Source organism: Rheinheimera sp. KL1, from assembly GCF_001275035.1.
GTDB lineage: Bacteria > Pseudomonadota > Gammaproteobacteria > Enterobacterales > Alteromonadaceae > Pararheinheimera > Pararheinheimera tangshanensis.
Map to the genome: position 1 here is coordinate 31,603 of NZ_LAMX01000025.1, position 20,566 is coordinate 52,168.

At 43.3% G+C, this 20,566-nt stretch carries 17 protein-coding genes; 13 read left to right on the top strand and 4 right to left on the bottom strand.

Features of this window, described 5'->3' with window-relative positions:
• Positions 1–100 precede the first annotated feature (100 nt).
• Positions 101–1,405 (bottom strand): NAD(P)/FAD-dependent oxidoreductase, encoded by a 1,305-nt coding sequence (locus WH43_RS13770; RefSeq protein ID WP_053425253.1) that lies wholly within the window; start codon positions 1,403–1,405, stop codon positions 101–103.
• Between the two features lie 508 nt (positions 1,406–1,913).
• Positions 1,914–2,153 (bottom strand): DUF2798 domain-containing protein, encoded by a 240-nt coding sequence (locus WH43_RS19845; protein ID WP_082335790.1) that lies wholly within the window; start codon positions 2,151–2,153, stop codon positions 1,914–1,916.
• Between the two features lie 273 nt (positions 2,154–2,426).
• Between WH43_RS19845 and WH43_RS13780 the strand changes: the two genes are divergently transcribed.
• From WH43_RS13780 to WH43_RS13790, 3 genes are all read left to right on the top strand, one after another.
• On the top strand, positions 2,427–3,038 hold the full coding sequence (locus WH43_RS13780) for a class I SAM-dependent methyltransferase (protein ID WP_053425185.1): 612 nt from the start codon (positions 2,427–2,429) through the stop codon (positions 3,036–3,038).
• Between the two features lie 5 nt (positions 3,039–3,043).
• Entirely contained in the window at positions 3,044–3,379 is a 336-nt protein-coding gene (locus tag WH43_RS13785; protein WP_053425186.1) for a DUF3135 domain-containing protein, read from the top strand.
• A 181-nt stretch (positions 3,380–3,560) separates the two neighbouring features.
• A complete protein-coding gene (locus tag WH43_RS13790) occupies positions 3,561–4,031 on the top strand; it encodes a DUF302 domain-containing protein (protein WP_053425187.1) in 471 nt (156 codons plus the stop codon).
• A gap of 132 nt (positions 4,032–4,163) precedes the next feature.
• Here the strand turns inward: WH43_RS13790 and WH43_RS13795 are convergent, their stop codons facing one another.
• Both WH43_RS13795 and WH43_RS13800 read right to left on the bottom strand, forming a co-directional pair.
• Positions 4,164–4,634, bottom strand: coding sequence for a Dps family protein (locus WH43_RS13795; protein WP_221411377.1), 471 nt, complete (start codon positions 4,632–4,634; stop codon positions 4,164–4,166).
• Between the two features lie 164 nt (positions 4,635–4,798).
• Positions 4,799–5,797, bottom strand: a complete 999-nt coding sequence (locus WH43_RS13800) for a cytochrome-c peroxidase (RefSeq protein WP_053425188.1) — start codon at positions 5,795–5,797, stop codon at positions 4,799–4,801.
• Positions 5,798–6,005: 208 nt separating this feature from the next.
• On the opposite strand from WH43_RS13800, the gene WH43_RS13805 reads away from it, so the two are divergent.
• The 10 genes from WH43_RS13805 (at position 6,006) to WH43_RS13855 (ending at position 20,487) form a co-directional block, all read left to right on the top strand.
• Entirely contained in the window at positions 6,006–6,647 is a 642-nt protein-coding gene (locus WH43_RS13805) for a peroxiredoxin (protein WP_053425189.1), read from the top strand.
• Positions 6,648–6,702: 55 nt separating this feature from the next.
• On the top strand, positions 6,703–7,569 hold the full coding sequence (locus WH43_RS13810; RefSeq protein ID WP_053425190.1) for an MBL fold metallo-hydrolase: 867 nt from the start codon (positions 6,703–6,705) through the stop codon (positions 7,567–7,569).
• A 41-nt stretch (positions 7,570–7,610) separates the two neighbouring features.
• Complete coding sequence (locus tag WH43_RS13815; protein WP_053425191.1) at positions 7,611–8,363, top strand: sulfite exporter TauE/SafE family protein; 753 nt, start codon at positions 7,611–7,613, stop codon at positions 8,361–8,363.
• A gap of 15 nt (positions 8,364–8,378) precedes the next feature.
• Positions 8,379–8,774 carry a rhodanese-like domain-containing protein gene (locus WH43_RS13820; RefSeq protein WP_053425192.1) on the top strand — a complete coding sequence of 132 codons (396 nt, stop codon included), beginning with the start codon at positions 8,379–8,381 and terminating at the stop codon, positions 8,772–8,774.
• 211 nt (positions 8,775–8,985) lie between these two features.
• Positions 8,986–11,172, top strand: coding sequence for a catalase/peroxidase HPI (gene katG, locus WH43_RS13825; RefSeq protein ID WP_053425193.1), 2,187 nt, complete (start codon positions 8,986–8,988; stop codon positions 11,170–11,172).
• A 1,451-nt stretch (positions 11,173–12,623) separates the two neighbouring features.
• Complete coding sequence (locus WH43_RS13835) at positions 12,624–13,619, top strand: aldose epimerase family protein (protein WP_053425195.1); 996 nt, start codon at positions 12,624–12,626, stop codon at positions 13,617–13,619.
• Between the two features lie 146 nt (positions 13,620–13,765).
• Complete coding sequence (locus tag WH43_RS13840) at positions 13,766–16,537, top strand: TonB-dependent receptor (RefSeq protein WP_053425196.1); 2,772 nt, start codon at positions 13,766–13,768, stop codon at positions 16,535–16,537.
• Positions 16,538–16,668: 131 nt separating this feature from the next.
• Entirely contained in the window at positions 16,669–18,195 is a 1,527-nt protein-coding gene (locus WH43_RS13845; protein ID WP_053425197.1) for a tryptophan halogenase family protein, read from the top strand.
• Positions 18,196–18,199: 4 nt separating this feature from the next.
• Positions 18,200–18,979 carry a SapC family protein gene (locus WH43_RS13850; RefSeq protein WP_152342863.1) on the top strand — a complete coding sequence of 260 codons (780 nt, stop codon included), beginning with the start codon at positions 18,200–18,202 and terminating at the stop codon, positions 18,977–18,979.
• A 44-nt stretch (positions 18,980–19,023) separates the two neighbouring features.
• Positions 19,024–20,487 carry a sodium:solute symporter family transporter gene (locus WH43_RS13855; RefSeq protein ID WP_053425198.1) on the top strand — a complete coding sequence of 488 codons (1,464 nt, stop codon included), beginning with the start codon at positions 19,024–19,026 and terminating at the stop codon, positions 20,485–20,487.
• The last annotated feature ends 79 nt before the right edge of the window (positions 20,488–20,566 follow it).

The following is a 20,566-nucleotide window of genomic DNA, read 5'->3' on the forward strand; positions in this document are numbered from 1 at the left end:
AAGGTCGGGACTCATTGAAGAGTTCTATCTTAAGCTCTGTAGCTAAGTTAAGTTGTTAATAGCTACAGAGTTAGGAATTCAGTCCGATCCTCAACGTACGTCAGTTGGCATCAAAGTTACAGCTGGGTTTTGCATGTCGATCTGTTGGCAAATCATCGCGGTGTATCGGATTCGCCATCCATTCGTGGCCTTTTAACATGGCATACCAGTAGAGAGGAGGTAGCATTTTTTCTTTTAAAAACCATGATAAAGAAGATGGCTTTGTTCCATCGATAAGCCACTTCGGAAAGCTTGGATCTATTTTTCCTCCATAGATAAATTCCGCCAATACAATTTTTCCCCGCTCTACAGTCAGAGGGCATGATCCGTATCCATCATATACTGAACGTAACTTTTTATTATTTAACATACTGATCAAGTTTTCTGCGACTACAGGAGCCTGCTTACGAACTGCTGCTGCAGTTTTTGAGTTTGGCGAGTTTGCGCAGTCTCCGAGAGAAAATATATTGGCGTATACTTTATGCTGCATCGTATCAGGGTAGATATCGACCCAACCAGCGGCATCAGCAAGGGGACTTTGGCGTATAACATCTGGCGCCACTTGAGCTGGTGTGACATGCAGCATATCAAAGCTTTTTTCAATGATTTCAGTACTGCTATCTGCGTTAGTTTTTTTAAAAGTTGCTTTTTTAGCGTCTACATCTATACCAATAAGATTAGTTTGTAGATTTAGTGTGATGTTATATTTTTCAACATAACTCATGAGCGCAGGTAGATAATCAGCAACACCAAACAGTGCTGCTCCGGCTGAGCAAAATTCAACATTAATATTTTGGAGTCTCTTGTCACGTAACCAGTGATCACATGCCAAATACATAGCTTTCTGAGGAGCACCTGCACATTTTATCGGCATAGGAGGTTGAGTAAAAATAGCACTACCACGTTCGAGTTTCTTTACCAACTCCCAAGTGTAAGGCGCCATACCCGGTTGGTAGTTTGACGTAATACCGTTTTGCCCTAAGTTACCTTCTAACCCAGCAATTGCGCTCCAATCCAATTTGAGCCCTGTAGCAACAACAAGGCTGCGATAGTTTAATTTAATATCATCAGTTAAAAATACGGAGTTTTGGTGTGGAGAGAAGCTTACGGCTGCATTTTCGAACCAGCTTACAGATTTGGGGATTAAATCAGCCATTTCTTTGCAAGTGCTCCTTTGCTCGAATACACCCCCACCAACCAAAGTCCATCCAGGTTGGTAATAGTGATGTTTACTTGGCTCGACAAGTGCAATACTCAAATCCGGTTGTCTTTTTAATAAGCTCGCTATTGTTGCTAAACCAGCTGCTCCACCTCCTACAATCACTACATCATAAGTCATTGTATTTAAATGTTTACTTGTGCTCATAAAATCTCCGAAGACAGCCATAACGCTATCTGTAAATTACTAATTAAATGCATATTCCATAAAGGAATATCTTATATTAATAATGAATAATATAAGCTACTGTAGGTGGAGTTGCTTTTTTGTGCAAGCTGAAAAGCAGAAAGTTCGATACAGGTCATTGTGGTAATAACTGAGGTTTTTAGCTTAGTTTATTGAGGTTTTGTACGGAAAAGAGGCAGAAAATAGCGTCATCTATCAGATTAATCAATTGATTAATCACGTATTAATCGTTTTATGGAAACAGTTCTGAAATTAGTCTATGGTTGCATGCAAAGTAGCGAAGAGTGTTTCGATGCGACAATATGTCGCATCCGATCAGAGCGTTTTGAAGAAAGCTGCACCTGCTAAATTGCATACTTTAGAGTGTGGTAATCGGCGATTCGGTAATAGGGATGTCTGTTTTGTAGTTTCTGATTGCGTCGCTCTACTCGTTGTAACTTAATAGACTAAGACAAAAAGAGAAACGGGCTCAGTGAGTGTTTGCCCACTTGATTATTCTCTTTGTTAACTCCCTGACAATTGGTAAAACCATTAAAAGAGTCGGAAATGCGATGAGCCACGAAATTCCCCAAGCCGAAAGCCAACGAAGTAGCGTAAAGTCGCTGAAACCAAGGCTTATGCCTGATGTCACTATGGAAATTACAAACGTCATCACAATCGATAGAATGAACGGCATGATTAAGTCTGCAGATTTTTCACTCAGTTTCATAGGTATCCCTCATAGAATGTATGCAACTTATTAGATTAATAATTTACCGCTATTGCTATCTCGAAAAGCCCTCACATAGGGCCGTTGCGTCTGCTGCGGCTTGCGCCGCTAACTCTTTTGGCCCGATGCCGTTTCATAGTGTAAATTGACAATGCTTAAAATTAGATTTATCTAAATTAAGTTAAATGTTAGCGAAGTCGTTCCTAGTATTCAATGTCTGTTTAACATGCTCGTATGCTTTTAGCTTTATGGTGGCTACTTGAGGAGAATTTTATGTCATCGAAAGACTTTTGGGACCAACGTTACACTACAGATGAATTTGTATACGGAATTAATCCTAATGATTTCCTTGTGTCTCTGATGCCAAAACTTAAAGGTAAGAAACGAGTTCTTTGTTTGGCCGAGGGTGAAGGGCGTAATGCTGTCTTCTTAGCAGAACAAGGTTTTGATGTTACGGCATTAGATATTTCCCAAGTAGCAGTTGAAAAAGGTCAGCGTTTAGCCAAACAACGCGGTGTCGAGGTGAATTGGTTGATTAGCGATTTGGCTGATTATGTGTTTGAAAGCTCACAGTGGGATTTGATTGTTGCTGTATTTATGCATTTACCTCCAAAAATTAGACAGCAAGTCTTTCAAAGGATGCCCGCTAGCTTGAGCTTCGGAGGAGCTTTTGTCGGAGAGTTTTATCGTAAAGAGCAGCTACAATTAAATACAGGTGGGCCAAAGGATTTAGACATGTTGTACTGTCCTGAACAGCTACAAAAGGAAATTCAGCCGTTGGAGTGTTTTCACCTGAATGTGATTAACAGGGAAGTGATTGAAGGGATAGGTCATACGGGGATGGCTGCAGTTGTCCAGGTTATGGCTATCAAAAGTGAAAAGTAACAACTATGACTCAAAATTATCCTTCTTTACCTGATTTTGATGAGCTAATGCGTTTAGCTAAGGTCGATCCTGAACGGCTAAACGATCTCCAACGTCAAATAAATGAGCAGTGCGTATCACAGGCATCGCATCAGAGATCGGCATGGAAATTACAAAAATTGATAATGCAGATTTCAAAAATAAAGAAAAGTTATCAGCACCCGCTGTTAGTGTGCGATCAATTATACGTTTTATTGCTAGATGTTATTTTATTAGAGAGAGATGCGCAGGCATCCAATCTTGTTGGAAAAAGTGCAGGTTCGTTGGTATGCGCAAAAAGTAATGTAATTTCTATTCAGTGATTTGTCAGGTTGGCTTTGGCCAACTCGAAGCAATTCCTGCAGAGATTGGTAAAGACATTTGCGGAATGTTACCTGTCTCAAGTTAATTAAGTCTATCATCAGGCGTTCTGCGGCGTTATGTCGCATTCACAACTAAGTTTGCACCCTTTACATTAGCTTTATCTAAATTAATGGGGGTGCTATGTATAAACATATTTTGTCAATGACCGCAGTGTTTTGGCTTGCTGCTTGTTCACCTAAATCTATGGTAGTAAATGAGCGTTTAAGCCCTTTTGATTTGGGTGACACAATCACTACGATACAGAAAAATGCGCATGATTTGGGGTGGGCAATGCCTAAAATCATAAATATGAATGATAACGTCGTTAAAAATGGTGGCGAGCCGCTTGTGAGACAGGTTCGGATCCTTGAACTTTGTAATGCGAAGCACGCTGCAACTATTTTAAACGACGAAGAAAGCAGATATGCGGCGGTCTTCATGCCCTGTTCTATTGCTGTTTATACGAAGGCGGATGGCAGAACGTATGTCTCCAACATTCACGCAGCTCAAATGGGAAAAGTTATGGGAGGTGTCGTTGGTGATGTTATGAACACCGTGGATATTGAACAGCAGACTATTCTGAAGTTTTTAGACAATAGTCCTGCAAATTAATATCACAGTTTTAGCAGAATTTTAGAACCATGTCATTTTGGTAATTAAGACTTCTGTCAATTTGAGAGTTGAGACCAATTTCAAAGCAATTAAGTGGAAGTAAGTCCTTTTACTTCAGCTTAATTGCCATAGTTAGTCAGCCATCATACTTCTGAGCATCCACGCTGTTTTCTCATGTATATTAAGTCGTTGAGTAAGGATATCTGCACTAGGTTGATCGTTAGCTTCATTGACAAGTTCAAACAGACTTCGTGCTGTTCTAGCCGTCGCCTCTTGTGCATTAACAAGATAAGCTAACATCTCGGTTGCTGATGGAACACCTTCAATCTCTTCGATTGAACTTAGCTTGGAAAATTCTTTGTAAGTTCCTGGCGCTGGAAATCCTAAAGCCCTAATTCTCTCGGCAATCTGATCCAGCGCAGTCCACTGCTCGGTATATTGATCCATAAACATGTTATGTAATCCATTAAACTGAGGACCAGTGACATTCCAATGAAAATTATGGGTCATCAGATAAAGTGTATAACTGTCTGCAAGTAGTTTAGATAATCCTTGAGCAATTTTTTTTCTATTCTTTTCGTCGATGCCGATATTGATATCCATTTTTTTATCTTTTTTCATCATTGCCTCGTGTGTTGCTGAAAAATCGACTAATAGTATGCACGCTTTTTAAGCTGATTCTTAATCAGAATAAACTATAAAGTAAAATCCTCCTCTTTGGATGCAAACAGAGAGGGCGTTATATATTCACGAATGTACACTCCGTCTCATTTAAAAGGCTCAGGTCTGTGTGTAGCATCGACAGATGCAGGCAGAATAGGAAGTTTTATATCAGGCCTATCCCCAGTCAGTGTTTTCATAAAGGCAACGAGATCATCAAGCTCTTGCTGGTTGTAAGGGCGACCCAGTTGCAAACGCCCCATGATCGCAATAGCCTCAGACAATGTTTCAGCCTCGCCATCATAGAAATAGGGGTAGGTCAGTTCAACGTTGCGCAAGGTAGGAACTTTGAAATTAAAACGATCTGCGTCTTTACCTGTAACAGCTGAACGACCTTCTGCCGGTGATGAAGAAAGATAGGGTTCAAGAACTCCCATTTTTTGGAAGGACGTACCGCCCAATGCGGGTCCATTATGGCAGCCTATGCAGCCACTACTTTTGAATAACTGGTAACCAGCTAGTTCTTGTGCTGTTATCGCGCTATCTTTACCCAACAGCCACTGATCAAAGCGCGAATTTGGGGTAACCAACGTTTCTTCAAATAGCGCTATCGCTTCGGTGATTTGAGCTAAAGTCACCTTATCGCTGCCAAACAAGTTCTTAAACTGACTAACATAGCCTGGTATTGACTGTATGACTTCCACAGCTAATGTGTGTGGCATCGCCATTTCAACCTCTGCTTGTATAGGACCTGCTGCTTGTTCCTGAAGATTTGCCGCTCTGCCATCCCAAAACTGAGCTATAGCTAAGCTTGAATTCAACACTGTGGGTGAATTAACTGGTCCAGGCCGCCATTTATGCCCAACAGAAGTTTTTAGGTTATCTGTTCCACCAAAAGACAGATTGTGGCAAGTGTTACATGAAATCACACCTGACATGGATAAACGTGGGTCAAAAAATAGTTGTTTACCCAGTTCAACTTTTTCCGGTTGGGTTATTTTTGCAGGTTGGATTACCTGAACCGGCTCATTTTTGGGCTCTTGAGCCTGTAAAGCGCAGTCTGTGCTGGCGATAACAAGTAGAAATGTCAGCAAAGTTTTGTTCATCACGAGTCACCTCAATCTCTATTTCTCTCTTTAACTATAGACCAGGTCCTATCTAGGGTATTGATATACATCAATAAAATCTAATGCTTGATTTATTCATCGATTTATTGAATTAGATCAATCTAATCTATTTATTTCCTTTTGTTATATGCTTATACTAAATTGGAATACGAAAGTTAGACCCAACCAAACAACTGAGGTATTCGAGATGACTGAATCAACTGTAACTTTTCCACAATTAAATCAACCTGCTCCAGACTTTACTGCAAAGACTACGCACGGTATGAAATCGCTTGCTGACTATAAAGGTAAGTGGTTGGTACTGTTTTCACACCCTGCGGACTTCACACCTGTGTGTACCACCGAATTTATCGGTTTTGCGACTCGTGCGGAAAAATTTGCAGCATTAAATTGTGAGCTGTTGGGTTTGTCCATTGACAGTGTGCACTCTCACATTGCCTGGGCTCGTAGTATCGAGCAAAACTTTGGTATCACCATTCCATTCCCAATTATTGCTGATCTGTCAATGGCAGTGGCAAAGTCTTACGGCATGATCCAGCCAGGTGCAAGTGATACTGCCGCAGTCCGTGCAACCTTCTTCATTGACCCAAATGGCATTATGAGAGCTATGGTGTATTACCCTATGAGCAACGGTCGCAGTATTGACGAGTTTGTTCGTATGCTTGAAGCCATGCAAACCAGTGATGCAAATAAGATCGCCACTCCAGAAAACTGGCATGTAGGCGAACCTGTTATTGTTCCTCCACCAGCAACAATGGCTGATGCAGCGGTACGCAAAGATCAGGGCCATAACTACGTGGATTGGTACTACTGCACTAAAACACTGTAAATCTGTTTATTTGTTAATACAAAAGGGAGCGCTTGCGCTCCCTCAGGAGCAAAAGATGAGTGATATTCATGTAGAAGCATTTTTGGATAAAGATAGCGAGACATTCAGTTACGTCGTCACTGATATTGCTTCAAAGCATGCTGTAGTGATCGATCCTGTGCTGGATTTTGATTACAAATCAGGCCGCACTTCGACACAAAGTGCAGAACTCATGTTGGCTTATATTCAGCAAAATGAGCTGAAACTGGACTGGGTGCTTGAGACCCATGCCCATGCCGATCATTTATCCGCAGCGCCATTTTTCAGAGAGCATCTGGGAGCTAAAGTTGGCATAGGTGCCCATATCAAGCAGGTACAAACAATTTTCAAAGAAGTGTTTAATCTTGAAAAAGAGTTTTTACCCAATGGCGCTCAATTTGATCGTTTATTCCATGATGGCGAAGTAGTGCAAGTGGGAGCTATGACTATTCGTGTGATCCACACCCCGGGTCATACACCTGCTGATCTGGCCTACCTGATTAATGAAGAAGCAGCATTTGTAGGCGATACCTTATTTATGCCTGATGTCGGAACTTCGCGCTGCGATTTCCCAGGCGGCAGTGCTTCGACTTTGTTCCAGTCCATCACCAAGTTACTGGCTTTGCCTGAAGAAACAAAAATTTATGTCTGTCACGATTACCCAACCAAGGGGCGTGAACATGAATATGTGACCACTGTAGGTGAACAACGTGAGCACAACATTCATGTGCATGACGGCGTTACAGAAGCACAATTTGTTGAGAAACGTGAAGCTCGGGATGCAACCCTTGCGATGCCACGGCTTATTTTACCTTCAATACAAGTCAACATCCGTGCCGGACATATGCCTCCTGCCGATGAGAAAGGCAAAGTGTACTTAAAGCTACCTATTAATATGTTGTAACTGTTCTATCCATTTAGGTTAACTGGCAAAGAGAAAAAATTATGGTCCACGCAATATTGGGTGCAATTTTAATAGGATTAAGCCTTGGCATCTTCGGCTCAGGTGGCTCCATCCTGACGGTTCCGGTACTGATGTATTTAGTTGATATGCCCGCGAATCTGGCGATTGCATCCTCTTTACTCATCGTTGCAGGTATCAGCTTGTTTGGCAGTATTCCTAATATTTGGCATAAAAGAGTGTCCTGGCCTCATGTGCTGCTATTTGGTATTCCTGGCATGGTCGGAACTTATGGTGGGGCCTGGCTGGGCACTCTGGTCGACAGCGTTATTCAGTTGTCTGTGTTCGTTCTGTTAATGGTTGTTGCAGCAGTAATGATGTGGCGCAGCAATAAAAATGCTGAAGTCACAACCAAAGTGAACTTTTTAAAGGTCGCTTTGGATGGCTTGGTCGTTGGGGTCATCACAGGTTTTGTCGGTGTAGGCGGTGGTTTTTTGATAGTCCCTGCGCTAGTCCTGCTTGGTGGCGTGCCTATGATCATGGCGATAGGCACCAGTTTACTGATTATCGCACTGAAATCTGTGGTGGGTTTTGCTAAGTACTACGAAGTCTTGACTGAACAGAACTTATCCTTCGACTGGACTGTCATCGGAATTATGGTGGTTGGCGGTGTCGCTGGTAGTTTTTTTGGCGTCTGGATAGGACATAAATTACCGAAAGAAAAACTGCAAAAAGCCTTTTCAATCTTCCTGATTATTATGGCTACTGTGGTTCTTACTCAATCCGTTTTAAATTAGTGAAAGAGGTGATGTATGAAGAGTTCGCAACAAATAGTGAATGAAGCTAAGGCCAGAATCGTTGAAGTTTCTGTTCAGGAGTTAGCCTCAGCCCTGCAGGATCATCATGCCATACTCATTGATGTGCGTGAGCCTGATGAATTTATTCAGGGGTATGTCGACCGCTCGGTAAATTATCCTCGGGGTGTGCTGGAGATGCGTATTCACCAACATCCGAGTGTTGGTTCCAATTGCGATACAATGACTGCGCTTGAGCAGTTGGCTGCTAAGCCAATTTATCTGATGTGTCGCTCGGGTGCGCGCTCCGCCTTGGCTGCTGATGCGCTTAAAAACATGGGTTTCACTCAAGTCCTTTCTGTGGCAGGCGGATTCCAAGCCTGGCTGGATGCAGGTTACCCAGTCGAACGTTAATTCATATCCAAATTGGCCGACGATGCGCAGGCCAGCTCAAAGTTTTCACTGTCATTAGGTGCAGGCTAATGACAGTTTTTCTCAGCAGATAATTAGTTTGATACGCCTCAAATTTAGCCTGTTCTCTGACAGACGAGAGTTGTTTATTCATAAGACTTTACTATCTTAAACATCAGTTTCATTTTTTCTTCAACACAAAAGGACGATTTCAATGGACAATACGACGAATAGTTCGGCCGGAAAATGCCCTGTAGTGCATGGTGGTAATACTTCTGCTGCTAAATCTGTGATGGATTGGTGGCCCAACGCGTTGAACTTAGACATCCTGCATCAGCATGACACCAAGACTAACCCTCTGGGGGATGATTTTAATTACGCCGAAGAATTTAAAAAACTTGATTTAGAAGCGGTCAAACATGATTTAAAGAGCTTAATGACACAGAGTCAGAGCTGGTGGCCTGCCGATTGGGGGCATTATGGTGGTTTGATGATCCGCATGGCCTGGCACAGTGCAGGCAGTTACCGTATAGCTGATGGTCGTGGCGGTGGTGGCACAGGCAATCAACGTTTTGCGCCCATTAACAGCTGGCCGGATAATGCCAACCTGGATAAAGCCCGTCGCTTACTCTGGCCTATTAAGAAAAAATACGGCAACAAATTATCCTGGGCCGATTTAATTATTCTGGCCGGTAATATGGCGTATGAGTCGATGGGCTTTAAAACCTTCGGATTTGCGGGCGGTCGTCAGGATATATGGCATCCCGAAAAAGACACCTACTGGGGCAGTGAAAAAGAGTGGTTAGCCAAATCGGACAGCGCAGGCAGTCGCTACTCTGGTGAGCGAGACTTAGACAATCCGCTGGCTGCTGTCATGATGGGATTGATTTATGTGAACCCGGAAGGCGTTGATGGCAAGCCAGATCCTCTGAAAACAGCACATGATGTCCGGGTAACTTTTGCCCGTATGGCGATGAATGATGAGGAAACTGTTGCTCTGACTGCGGGTGGGCATACTGTAGGTAAATGTCATGGTAATGGTCGTGCAGAGAATTTAGGTCCAGAACCTGAAGCGGCAGGCATCGAAGAGCAAGGTTTGGGCTGGAATAATCACAAAACCCGTGGTATAGGCCGTGATACCGTTACCAGCGGTATTGAAGGTGCCTGGACTACGAATCCCACTCAATGGGATAACGGCTACTTTTATCTGCTATTAAACTATGACTGGGAACTGAAAAAGAGCCCAGCCGGTGCCTGGCAGTGGGAGCCTATTAATATTAAAGAAGAGGATAAACCGGTTGACGTAGAAGATCCGTCCATCCGCTACAATCCGATCATGACCGATGCCGACATGGCGATGAAAATGGATCCTGAGTACCGTAAGATCTCAGAGCGTTTTTATAACGATCAGGCGTACTTTGAAGATGTGTTTGCTCGTGCTTGGTTTAAGTTAACCCATCGTGATTTAGGCCCTAAAAGTCGTTACTTAGGTACTGATGTCCCGCAAGAAGATTTAATTTGGCAAGATCCGGTCCCAGCTGTTGACTATAGACTTACAGATGCAGAAATTGTTGATCTTAAATCGAAGATCCTGGCAAGTGGCTTATCTGTAAGTGAACTGGTATCGACCGCCTGGGATAGCGCCCGTACTTTCCGTGGTTCTGATTACCGTGGTGGCGCCAACGGCGCGCGTATTCGCTTAGCGCCGCAAAAAGATTGGGAAGCCAATGAACCGGCACGTTTACAAAGAGTAATGTCAACCTTAGAGGATATTCAGGCAGGCTTGAGCAAAAAAGTTAGTCTGGCTGATTTGATTGTCCTCGGTGGCTCTGCGGCTATTGAGCAGGCAGCAAAAGCTGCTGGTGTCACCATCACAGTGCCGTTTTTACCCGGACGAGGCGATGCGACTCAGGAGCAAACAGATGTTGAGTCGTTTGAAGTACTAGAGCCACTACATGACGCTTACCGTAACTATCTTAAGAAAGACTATGTGGTCCAGCCTGAAGAAATGATGTTGGATAAAACTCAATTATTGGGTTTAACCGCGCCGGAAATGACAGCACTGATTGGTGGTATGCGTGTACTGGATACCAACTATGGAGGCAGTAAACACGGTGTCTTTACTGACAGACCAGGTGCTCTAACCAATGATTTTTTTGTCAATCTGACCGACATGAACTATAGCTGGCAGCCAACAGGCCGTAACAGCTATAACATCGTTGAGCGCAGCAGTGGCGAGGTAAAATGGACGGCAACCCGTGTTGATCTGGTGTTTGGTTCTAACTCAATTCTGCGCTCCTACGCTGAAGTCTATGCTCAGGACGATAACAAAGAGAAGTTTGTGAAAGATTTTGTAAAAGCTTGGTCTAAGGTCATGAATGCTGACCGGTTTGATTGCTAAGTCGGTTTTTAAGCTAAGTTTTTAATACAGCGGAGAGCTCATCCTTTATACGGGATGAGCTCATTTTTTTAATCCTTCTAACTACTATCTAAATATACTCGAGAACCAACCTGCTATTTTTGTTGAAATAATTGGCGCTTGATTTTGTGTAATCAACAATTTCTTGCGGTGAAATCCAGATATTATCAGTGTTTATGGCTACGATAGTTTACTGAGGCACAGTTAGTGATATACCTATGGCAATCCTAAAGGGGTATGTTGATTAGCTAATGTACATCGTCTTTGCTCATCCAGTTTTTGTTATGTTTGGAATTGAATACAGCTGTGTCTGAATTTCAAAATACAGAGTATGTATGCTCAGGTTATCTGCCTTTGAAACACTGCAAAGTCTTAATTTTCAGACTGTCCGGTAATACGTTTTTGCAAGAAAGCAGAGGTAGATTAACCTACAGTCAGCCTGCATTCCTCTTAGAGGATATGCTTTTGGGGGGCTTAAAATGTTGGTCCTACTTTTCAGACCTTCCGGCAATACAGTTTTTCCACCATTTAAAAAATAGGCTCGTTCTGGCAGTATCATTTTGAGCTTGGTCAAGCATGGTCATAGGCAGAAAAAATTGGCGAAAAGTGTAGAAATTAAGGTCTGAATAGTCAGACCTGCTTGAATTCGACATCGACGAAAATTAATCAATACAGACCTTTTCTTTATCTGAAGTGAAAATAAAGTTCTGCGGCTGTGAGAGATAGTTTTTGTTCTGACCGCCGAATTGTTATCGGGAAAGTGGAGCTGAGTCTGAATATTCAGACCGCAATGAGAGAGTTGTTCAAGTTCCCTCCTCACTTTCTGCAAAGTGTTAAAATTATGGTCTGAAATTTCAGACCATAACCAGACCAAACAACTTCAACCGCCGACCCTCGGCCTGCTTTTTGGACACCTGTGTCCATGGTCACCGCGTTAATAGATCTTGGTTGATGTCCGGCTCATTGGGGTACTGACATCATTTAAAAACAGTTAGTTACCACTTTCATCTTTTGAGGTTATGGACACTATTGAAAGTGGTCACGGCCTGTCACGCCGGGGGTCGCGGGTTCGAGTCCCGTCCGCTCCGCCATTTTGCTGGGTTTCTGACCTAGTAAACCAATCAACCAGCCTTGAGCTGGTTTTTTTATGCCTTTGATTCGGCGGTCTGACGACAGCAGTTCAGTCGGTTGCTCTAACTTAAAGTATGGTCCTCCCGTCACGCCTCGATCTCATTTTTACGGTATTGAGCTGCTTTTTAGATTCGCCACTTCGGTTCCTCAGAGTGGCAAAGCCGCAGAGCGTTCTTCACAAGTGCAAAGCAGTACATTCAGGTGTGTCCTGAAATGAAGCGTTAATTTCCAGCTCATTTTTTGTTTTATTTATACGATAAATAGGATATGTTTGGTTATTAGTCATTTTATCCAATTTGATCATGACCTCATTTATCACAGCTTCTGCATTTATCCCTTTGGTGCTGCAAAGTAATTCTGGATTACGGATTGAGGTACTACCTTTTGGTGCAACTATCAGTTCTATCCAGTTTGAAGGACAGGAACTTACATTACGTCATGCTGACTATGCTGATTATCAACAGAATCATGGATATTTAGGTGCGACTATTGGTCGCTATGCAAACCGGATTGCCAAGGGCAGACTATATTTGGACGGCAGATTGGTCGCACTTGATACTGCGGGTGACCAGCACTGTTTGCATGGTGGGCATGGGTTTAGTCACAAATGCTGGCAAGTTCTGCACCATCAGGTTGATGAGGTTGAGTTGTTATTGCACAGTCCGGATGGTGACAATGGCTTTCCCGGAGATTTATCCGTGTGGCAAACCATCAGGCTGACAGATCACGAACTAAAAATCAGTTTTCGTGCCACGACACAGAGTAGCACTCTGGTAAGTTTAACTAATCATTGCTATTTCAACCTGGATGGTAGTCAGGATATTAGCCGTCATCTGTTACAAATTCACGCAGAACAATTTTTGCCTGTCACTTCTGATTTGATCCCTACTGGTGAGAGAAGAGAAGTTACGGGTAGTGCTTTTGATTTTCGCCAACCAAGCTTGATTGCCGATAAGCTCTCACTACCGGATCCTCAGTTAATACAAGCTGGTGGATTTGATCATTGTTTTATCTTTGAGAATCAGGTGGATGAATTGCGGCAGATGGCGACCTTAAGCTCTTCTTTAAGTAATATCAGTTTGACTGTGAGCAGCACTATGCCGGGTTTGCAATTTTACGCAGGTCAGGCTCTGTCGGCGCCTTTCCGGCCGAGGCAGGCTCTATGTCTGGAAGCTCAGTATTGGCCTGATTCACCTAACCAAAAAAATTTCCCTTCGACGTTATTGCTCAACGATCAAATTTACCAACATCAAATAGTTTATGCATTCAGCAAATTTCAAGGTGGTAAATCGACCTGACAAAGCGAGAGAGCAGATTCTTACATTTTTAGCCGGCAAAAGGTGTAAAAAAGGTTGAGTTTTAATCGTTATTAAAGTATTTATAAGATAAATAAGCTAATAAAATAAAATGATTCTTAAAACAAGGCAAGACAGGGTGTTAAACGATGAAAAATAGCAAAATATTAACTATTGGAAAAAAAACTGCGCTAAGCGTTGCCATTGCTGGTTTGTGTAGTGGTCAGGCTATTGCACAGCAATCACAGCAATCACAGCAGCCAGCAGCTGAAAAGGAAAAGATAGAAGTCATAGCGGTAAGGGGAATACGCAGTAGCTTAAAAGCTTCGTTTGAAGATAAAAAATCTTCGACAGTCGTTTCTGATGGTATTAAAGCAGAAGACCTGGGGAAGTTTCCTGATTTGAACGTGGCAGAATCGCTGCAGCGTATCACTGGTGTTTCTATTGATCGAAGTGGCGGCGAGGGCCAGGCTGTCACTATTCGGGGTTTTGGACCTCAATTTAACACTGTACTGGTGAATGGACGTCAGCTAGCTACTGAAAGTGCAGGCCGCGAATTTAATTTTGACGTGTTAGCTGCGGATCAAATCTCAGGTGCTGACGTCTATAAAAGTACCACTGCTAAATTGCAGGAAGGTGGTATAGGCGGCACAATCAACGTAACAACAGCACGTCCTTTTGATTATGATGATCTTCGAATCGCAGGCTCCATTAAAGGGATGTATGAAAGTTTATCGGAAGAGACATCTCCATCTGCCTCTTTTTTAGTCAGCAATACCTTTAACGATGATATGTTTGGCGTATTGCTTGCCGTAAGTCAGCAAGAACGGAAAGTCCAGATCAATCAAATTGCTACAGCTGGCTGGCGTGGTGGTCAAACGATCTCTAATAAAGACGATGGTGTGTTGTTTACCAATGCCTACATTCCGCGAAACTGGGATCAGATCATCGATGAGCAGGATCGTAGCCGCACAAATGCTAGTCTGGTATTGCAATTTGCTCCTTCTGAAGATGTGACGGTAACGCTTGATGGTTTGATATCAAAATTTGAGGTCGATTCACAGGTAACCGATCTTGCGTCATGGTTTGAGCCTGATCGGGTGGGCAGCGCTGAAATAGATCCTGCGACTGGTACTCTTGTGCGCTTCACCCAGGAAATAGGGTTACATCAAGGCAGCGGCGATCCTGCAACTGACTTTGTATCTCATACCCGAAACTCTCGCGATATTACCAATGATGCCTTTGGTTTAAATGTTGACTGGAAAATCAATGATGCATTAAAAGCTAGTTTTGACATATCGACCACTAGTGCTGAAAACGATCGTGCCGGCCGTGACCGTTTTAATGTGGTAGGCATGATTAACGACTACACTTTTGATGCAACTGGTGGTTTACCTACGGTAGCACACGGTGGCTTCGAGAACGGTAGCCTGGCTGACGAAAGTCGCGCTCGTATGCATTACAACGAAAAAGGTAATCAATTTACCAATAAAGACGAGATCAACGAGTTTAAAGCGGACTTTGAATACCTTGCTGAAAAAGGTGTTTTTGAAAAAGCTAATTTTGGTATTTACCGTCAGGAACGTGAAAAATCAGCCTTCCAGATCCTCGGTTCTCAATGTGTGTATTGTGGTTACGGAACTGCGGCGCCACTGGATGAGATTGACTTTAGACCCTATACAGCAAACAACTTCTTTCCGGGCTTGATTGATACGTTCTATACCTATGATGGCGATAAGATGATTCAGTATCTGGCTGACTCAGGCTTCCCAATTGAGCCAACATTGCAAAATAACCGCTATACCATAAATGAAGATGTTACCAGCTTATATATGGACTTTACTCTGCAATATGATCTGGGAGATATGCCTTTATCTGTGAACCTGGGAGCACGTTATGCGTCAACTGATGTTAGTGTCAGTGCCGTTCAGAGTTTCGTTACAGACATAGTTCCTACTGCAGATGCAACGTTATTTGCTAACGTGTTTGGCCCTGCCACTGATATCAATCAAGGGACCAGCTATTCAAACCTGTTACCCAATCTGAATGTCAAATTAGGCATTGCTGATGATATGGTACTGCGCTTTGCCAGTTACGATACCATTACCCGTCCTACTATGGACCAGATGTCGCCTGCGACTACCTTTAACGAACCGCGCAGACAAAACCTGACTGCCAGCGGCGGTAACCCGGCGTTAAAACCTTTCCAGGCTGAAAACTGGGATATTTCTTACGAGTGGTATTACAACGATTCAAACTTATTCAGCTTTGCCGTGTTTAATAAAGAAGTTGAAGATTTTATCGTCACTCTGACAGGCACTGAAACTTATAACATGACTGGCCGCACAGGTCCTGATTTTGGTTGTAGTATTGCCAACTCAGCATTGTGCAGCTCTGATATAGTCGGCACTACGGATGAGTTAAATGGTTCATCTGAAATCTATACTGTCACCCGTCCTCAAAATGGCGAGTCGGCCCGTATTACAGGTTATGAAGTTGCGTTGACGCATATTTTTGATAACGGCTTCGGCGCCTCCGCCAATGCGACCGTCGTTGACAGTGATTTATCTGTCACCGCAGATAGTTCGCAGAGTTTTGCTTTGGAAGGATTGGGTGATTCGCAAAACCTGGTACTGTTTTATGAGCAGGATGTGTGGCAGGCACGTATCGCGTTTAATAACAGGGAAGGTTTCCTGCGCGCGCTGGACAATGGTTTTAATGGCGAACCTATTAATACCAAAACCTTTGGTCAGTGGGATATTAGCGCCAGTTATGATTACAACGACTATTTGACCATCTTTATTGAGGGGATCAATATTACGGAAGAAGAGCTGGTGCAAACCGGACGCTTCCAGAACCAGATTTACTCTGTGGAAGACAATGGTTCACGCTACTCTGTGGGCATTCGCGGTTCATTCTGATACAACAGCAAGAGCGCAGTTACGCTGCGTCTCCTGCTGAAATCTAAAGCTAAAATTGCCAAATCAGAAAGCTTTCGCGCTCTGATTTGGCATGTTAGGTTGTCAGTAGTGAGAATAAGAGCCCAAATCTGATGTCAAAAGCAGTCAAAAAATTAGTTATTGTTGGTGGTGGAACCGCTGGTTGGTTGAGCGCTGCCATTATTGCAGCTCAGCATCGTAGTAATACTCAAGATGGCTTGCAGGTCGTGTTGGTTGAATCTTCCGATATCCCAACTATTGGGGTAGGTGAGGGCACGTGGCCGACAATGAAAAATACCCTGCAACAAATTGGCATAAAAGAAGCCGATTTATTTCAACGATGTCATGCGGTGTTCAAACAAGGAGGTCGATTTGTTAATTGGGTGCACGGTAATGAGGATTTTTATTATCACCCTTTTACAGTTCCCATGGGCTATGGCCGTATTGATTTAGCCCCTTATGTTCAGGATATTAGCCAGTTTGCTGTAGAGAGCAATTTTCAGCATCAAATCTGCGAAGCAGGGCTTGCTCCAAGAGGTTTTGCTGAAGGTGAATATCAAGGCCAATGCAACTATGCCTACCATCTGGATGCCGGGGCTTTCGCTGATTTACTCAAAGAACATTGTAAAAATAATCTGGGAGTGCAGCACCGTATTGGTACTGTGGAGCGCTGTCAGTTGAGTCAGGATGGACAAATTCAGGCTTTGTATCTGACGGATGGTACCGCTCCACTTGAAGCAGATTTATTTATTGATTGCACCGGTTTCTCCTCCTTGTTACTTGGTAAAGCTCTGGGTGTGCCTTTTGAACCTGTCGAACATTTGTTATTTAATGACAGTGCCTTGGCGATGCAAGTCCCATACGACACGCCAGATGCAGCCATACCTTGCCATACGATAGCAACAGCACAAAATGCCGGTTGGATTTGGGATATAGGTCTGACGCATCGTCGTGGAGTTGGTCATGTGTATGCAGGCAAGTATTTGAGTGACGATGAAGCTGAATTTAATTTACGCCGCTATATTGGCCCTGCGGCTCAAGGTATTAGCGCGCGTAAAATTAGTTATCAGACAGGTCACAGAAGCAAGTTTTGGCAACATAACTGTGTTGCTATTGGGATGTCCGCAGGGTTTGTCGAACCTCTCGAAGCAACGGCTATTATGCTGGTTGAGATTTCTGCTCGTTTTGTTGCTGATAATTTGCCTGCGGATCTTGCTACCATGCCATTGGTTGCCACTAGGTTTAACCAACAGATGTTGTATAGATGGCAGCGGATCCTGGATTTTTTAAAGTTACATTATCTATTAACAAAAAGACCAGAACCCTATTGGCAGGATCACTTAAAGCCTGAATCTATTCCGCAGTCCTTGCAAGATGATTTGAAGATTTGGCAACACCGCGGTCCGCAAATACAAGATTTTCATGGCGCCTTAGAGTTGTTCCCTGCTGCAAGTTACCAGTACGTGCTCTACGGAATGGGCTTCAAGCCTGATTTTAGCCGTCAGTCTTATTTGTACCAACAACAATCCCAAGCCGAGCAAATTATTAGAAGAAATCAGCAGCTTACCGCGCAGTTGTTACAAACGCTGCCGTCGCACCGTGATTATATTACAGGCTGGCTTAGCAGTAACAGAGGATAAAATCATGTCAATGTTTGTTGAATTAACGGCCCAGACTCATGCGCAGACTGCAGTGATTAAAAACGCGCCACTGCGCTTCGCCGTGCGTTTGCATATGTTAAATATACAAGTGACAGAAATTAGTAAACTGATTGGTGACCTTCCGGTCTTTTTTAGCCGTCATCAAACGAGTGGGCAATGGTTAATATCTGCGTTATGCAGTTTTACACCAGGGCAAAATTTATTCGTTCAGAAAGAGCAATGGCTGGCCAGTTATCAGCCTGTGTCTATGCAAACCTACCCATTGTCCTTATCACAGGCTAAGCCCACTAAATTGGCCATTACCATGGATAAAGATGTTATTTGCCCTGCAACAGAAGCAAATGCTCATGCTCTTTACACTGTGGATGGCCAAGCCTCGGTATTTCTGCGTCAGCAAGTCACTATGCTGGAAACCGGTCTTCAACACGAATATCTGAGTTATCAGTTTATCAAAACCATCACAGAGCTCGGATTAATTAAAGAACTTGATTTGCACCTGCTACAACAAGATGGCCGCAGTCAAATCATCAAAGGGTTAGCCACTGTTGATGAAGACAAATTACAAACATTGACCGCTGAACAAGTGTACCAACTACAGCAGCAAGGCTATTTGTTGATCTTGCATGCGATGCTGCTTTCTATTACCCAATTAAACAAGCTGATTCAGTTGCATAATCAGCGTTATTCAGGGACAGATTCTCAGGATCAGCAGTTAGGATTATTGAAAAGTGTGCGGCTGGAATTAAATCGCTCTCAACATTGACGCGCTATTTTCTCGTGAAACAATAACAAAAATGTGAGTACAGAATGTCTGATAATATGATTCAGCTGACAGTGTTTGTCCTTGTCAGTGCTTTGATTGGTGCCTTAACTTATCTGAAATGTCGTGGGCAACGTCGTGACCACAATAGTCAGAATAAAGAATATTTCCTTGCCGGTGGTGGCTTGAGTTGGATCTTTGTTGCAGGCTCTATCACGCTGACGAACTTAAGTACCGACCAGTTAGTCGGAATGAACGGCAACCAAATGATGTTGTTAGTATGGTGGGAGCTTGCCGCTGTTATTGGGCTTATTATCCTGGCAAAAGTATTCATTCCTGTTTACTACAAATACCAATGCACGACGACCACTGAATTGCTGGAAAAGCGCTACCACAATAAACATATCAGAGCTGTGATTGGAGGTTTGTTTTTTCTGGGGAATGCCTTTATTTATATGCCGGCTGTTATTTACTCCGGTGCGCTGTTAATGCAAACCATGTTTAAAGTCGATATTCCACTAATCTATTTAGCGACACTATTTGCACTGGTGGGGGCTTTTTACGCCTTTTTTGGTGGTTTGAGAGCTGTGGCTGTGTCTGATACTTACAATGGTGTCTTAGTCTTAGGTATGGCGGTGTTAGTCGTCATTATGGCTTTAGTCGCTATTGATTTTGATTTTTCTGGTATTCCTGCTGAACGATTGACCTTGATAGGGGACGAGAATTCTCCATTACCCTGGCAAACTCTGCTCACGGGTATGATTTTCATTCAGATGTATTATTGGGGCACAAATCAAACCATCACCCAACGCGCTATGGCTGCACCCAATGTCAAGGAAGCGCAAAAAGGCGTCTTTGCAGCTGCTCTGATCCGGATTATTGTGGTACCAGCTATAGTGGTGGTGCCCGGTATTGTCTCCTATAAACTTTACGGTGACATTGGTGATACAGCCTATGGCCGTATAGTCGGAGATTTGATGCCAGGATGGCTCAGTGGCGTGTTTGCGGCTGCTATGGCCGCTGCGGTTTTATCAACGTACAACAGTTTACTTAATTCAGCGACTGCATTGTATGTCTGCGATATTCACGAAGCCTATTTTGAGAAAAAGCCGAATGTATTTAAATTAAGTGGTTATGTCACACTTGGCTTAACAGTACTGACCTTAGTGCTGGTGCCTGTTTATCAGCATGCCGATAGCATTATTAACTTACTGCAGCAACTTAATGGCTTGCTCAGTATGCCGATCCTGTCCATTTTTGTGGTCGGTCTCCTGTTTACCAATGTGGATGCGCGCGCTGCAATTGCTGCTGTTATTTTTGGTGTATTACTTTATGGTTCTTTAACTTTTAGTTTCTCGCCATTTTACTCCAGCTGGCATTACATTCACCTGATGCCCATTACCTTATTCAGCTGCGTTGCCTTTGCCTTGATACTGAATAAAGTTGTCTTTGGTCAACAGACCCGTTGGTCTGGCAAATTGGAACCTGTGGTAGAAAAAATCGGTTCTTAAGTGGTACTAATTAGGCAGCCAGTCGCCGGAGTTGATCCGGCCACTGGCTTTTTTATGGCTACTGTGTAGCAGAAAGCGG

Excerpts from the sequence above, each read along its gene's own strand:
- WH43_RS13770 (WP_053425253.1), bottom strand. The coding sequence starts at position 1,405 with ATGAGCACAAGTAAACATTTAAATACAATGACTTATGATGTAGTGATT.
- WH43_RS19845 (WP_082335790.1), bottom strand. The coding sequence starts at position 2,153 with ATGAAACTGAGTGAAAAATCTGCAGACTTAATCATGCCGTTCATTCTA.
- WH43_RS13780 (WP_053425185.1), top strand. The coding sequence starts at position 2,427 with ATGTCATCGAAAGACTTTTGGGACCAACGTTACACTACAGATGAATTT.
- WH43_RS13785 (WP_053425186.1), top strand. The coding sequence starts at position 3,044 with ATGACTCAAAATTATCCTTCTTTACCTGATTTTGATGAGCTAATGCGT.
- WH43_RS13790 (WP_053425187.1), top strand. The coding sequence starts at position 3,561 with ATGTATAAACATATTTTGTCAATGACCGCAGTGTTTTGGCTTGCTGCT.
- WH43_RS13795 (WP_221411377.1), bottom strand. The coding sequence starts at position 4,634 with ATGGATATCAATATCGGCATCGACGAAAAGAATAGAAAAAAAATTGCT.
- WH43_RS13800 (WP_053425188.1), bottom strand. The coding sequence starts at position 5,797 with ATGAACAAAACTTTGCTGACATTTCTACTTGTTATCGCCAGCACAGAC.
- WH43_RS13805 (WP_053425189.1), top strand. The coding sequence starts at position 6,006 with ATGACTGAATCAACTGTAACTTTTCCACAATTAAATCAACCTGCTCCA.
- WH43_RS13810 (WP_053425190.1), top strand. The coding sequence starts at position 6,703 with ATGAGTGATATTCATGTAGAAGCATTTTTGGATAAAGATAGCGAGACA.
- WH43_RS13815 (WP_053425191.1), top strand. The coding sequence starts at position 7,611 with ATGGTCCACGCAATATTGGGTGCAATTTTAATAGGATTAAGCCTTGGC.
- WH43_RS13820 (WP_053425192.1), top strand. The coding sequence starts at position 8,379 with ATGAAGAGTTCGCAACAAATAGTGAATGAAGCTAAGGCCAGAATCGTT.
- katG (WP_053425193.1), top strand. The coding sequence starts at position 8,986 with ATGGACAATACGACGAATAGTTCGGCCGGAAAATGCCCTGTAGTGCAT.
- WH43_RS13835 (WP_053425195.1), top strand. The coding sequence starts at position 12,624 with ATGACCTCATTTATCACAGCTTCTGCATTTATCCCTTTGGTGCTGCAA.
- WH43_RS13840 (WP_053425196.1), top strand. The coding sequence starts at position 13,766 with ATGAAAAATAGCAAAATATTAACTATTGGAAAAAAAACTGCGCTAAGC.
- WH43_RS13845 (WP_053425197.1), top strand. The coding sequence starts at position 16,669 with ATGTCAAAAGCAGTCAAAAAATTAGTTATTGTTGGTGGTGGAACCGCT.
- WH43_RS13850 (WP_152342863.1), top strand. The coding sequence starts at position 18,200 with ATGTCAATGTTTGTTGAATTAACGGCCCAGACTCATGCGCAGACTGCA.
- WH43_RS13855 (WP_053425198.1), top strand. The coding sequence starts at position 19,024 with ATGTCTGATAATATGATTCAGCTGACAGTGTTTGTCCTTGTCAGTGCT.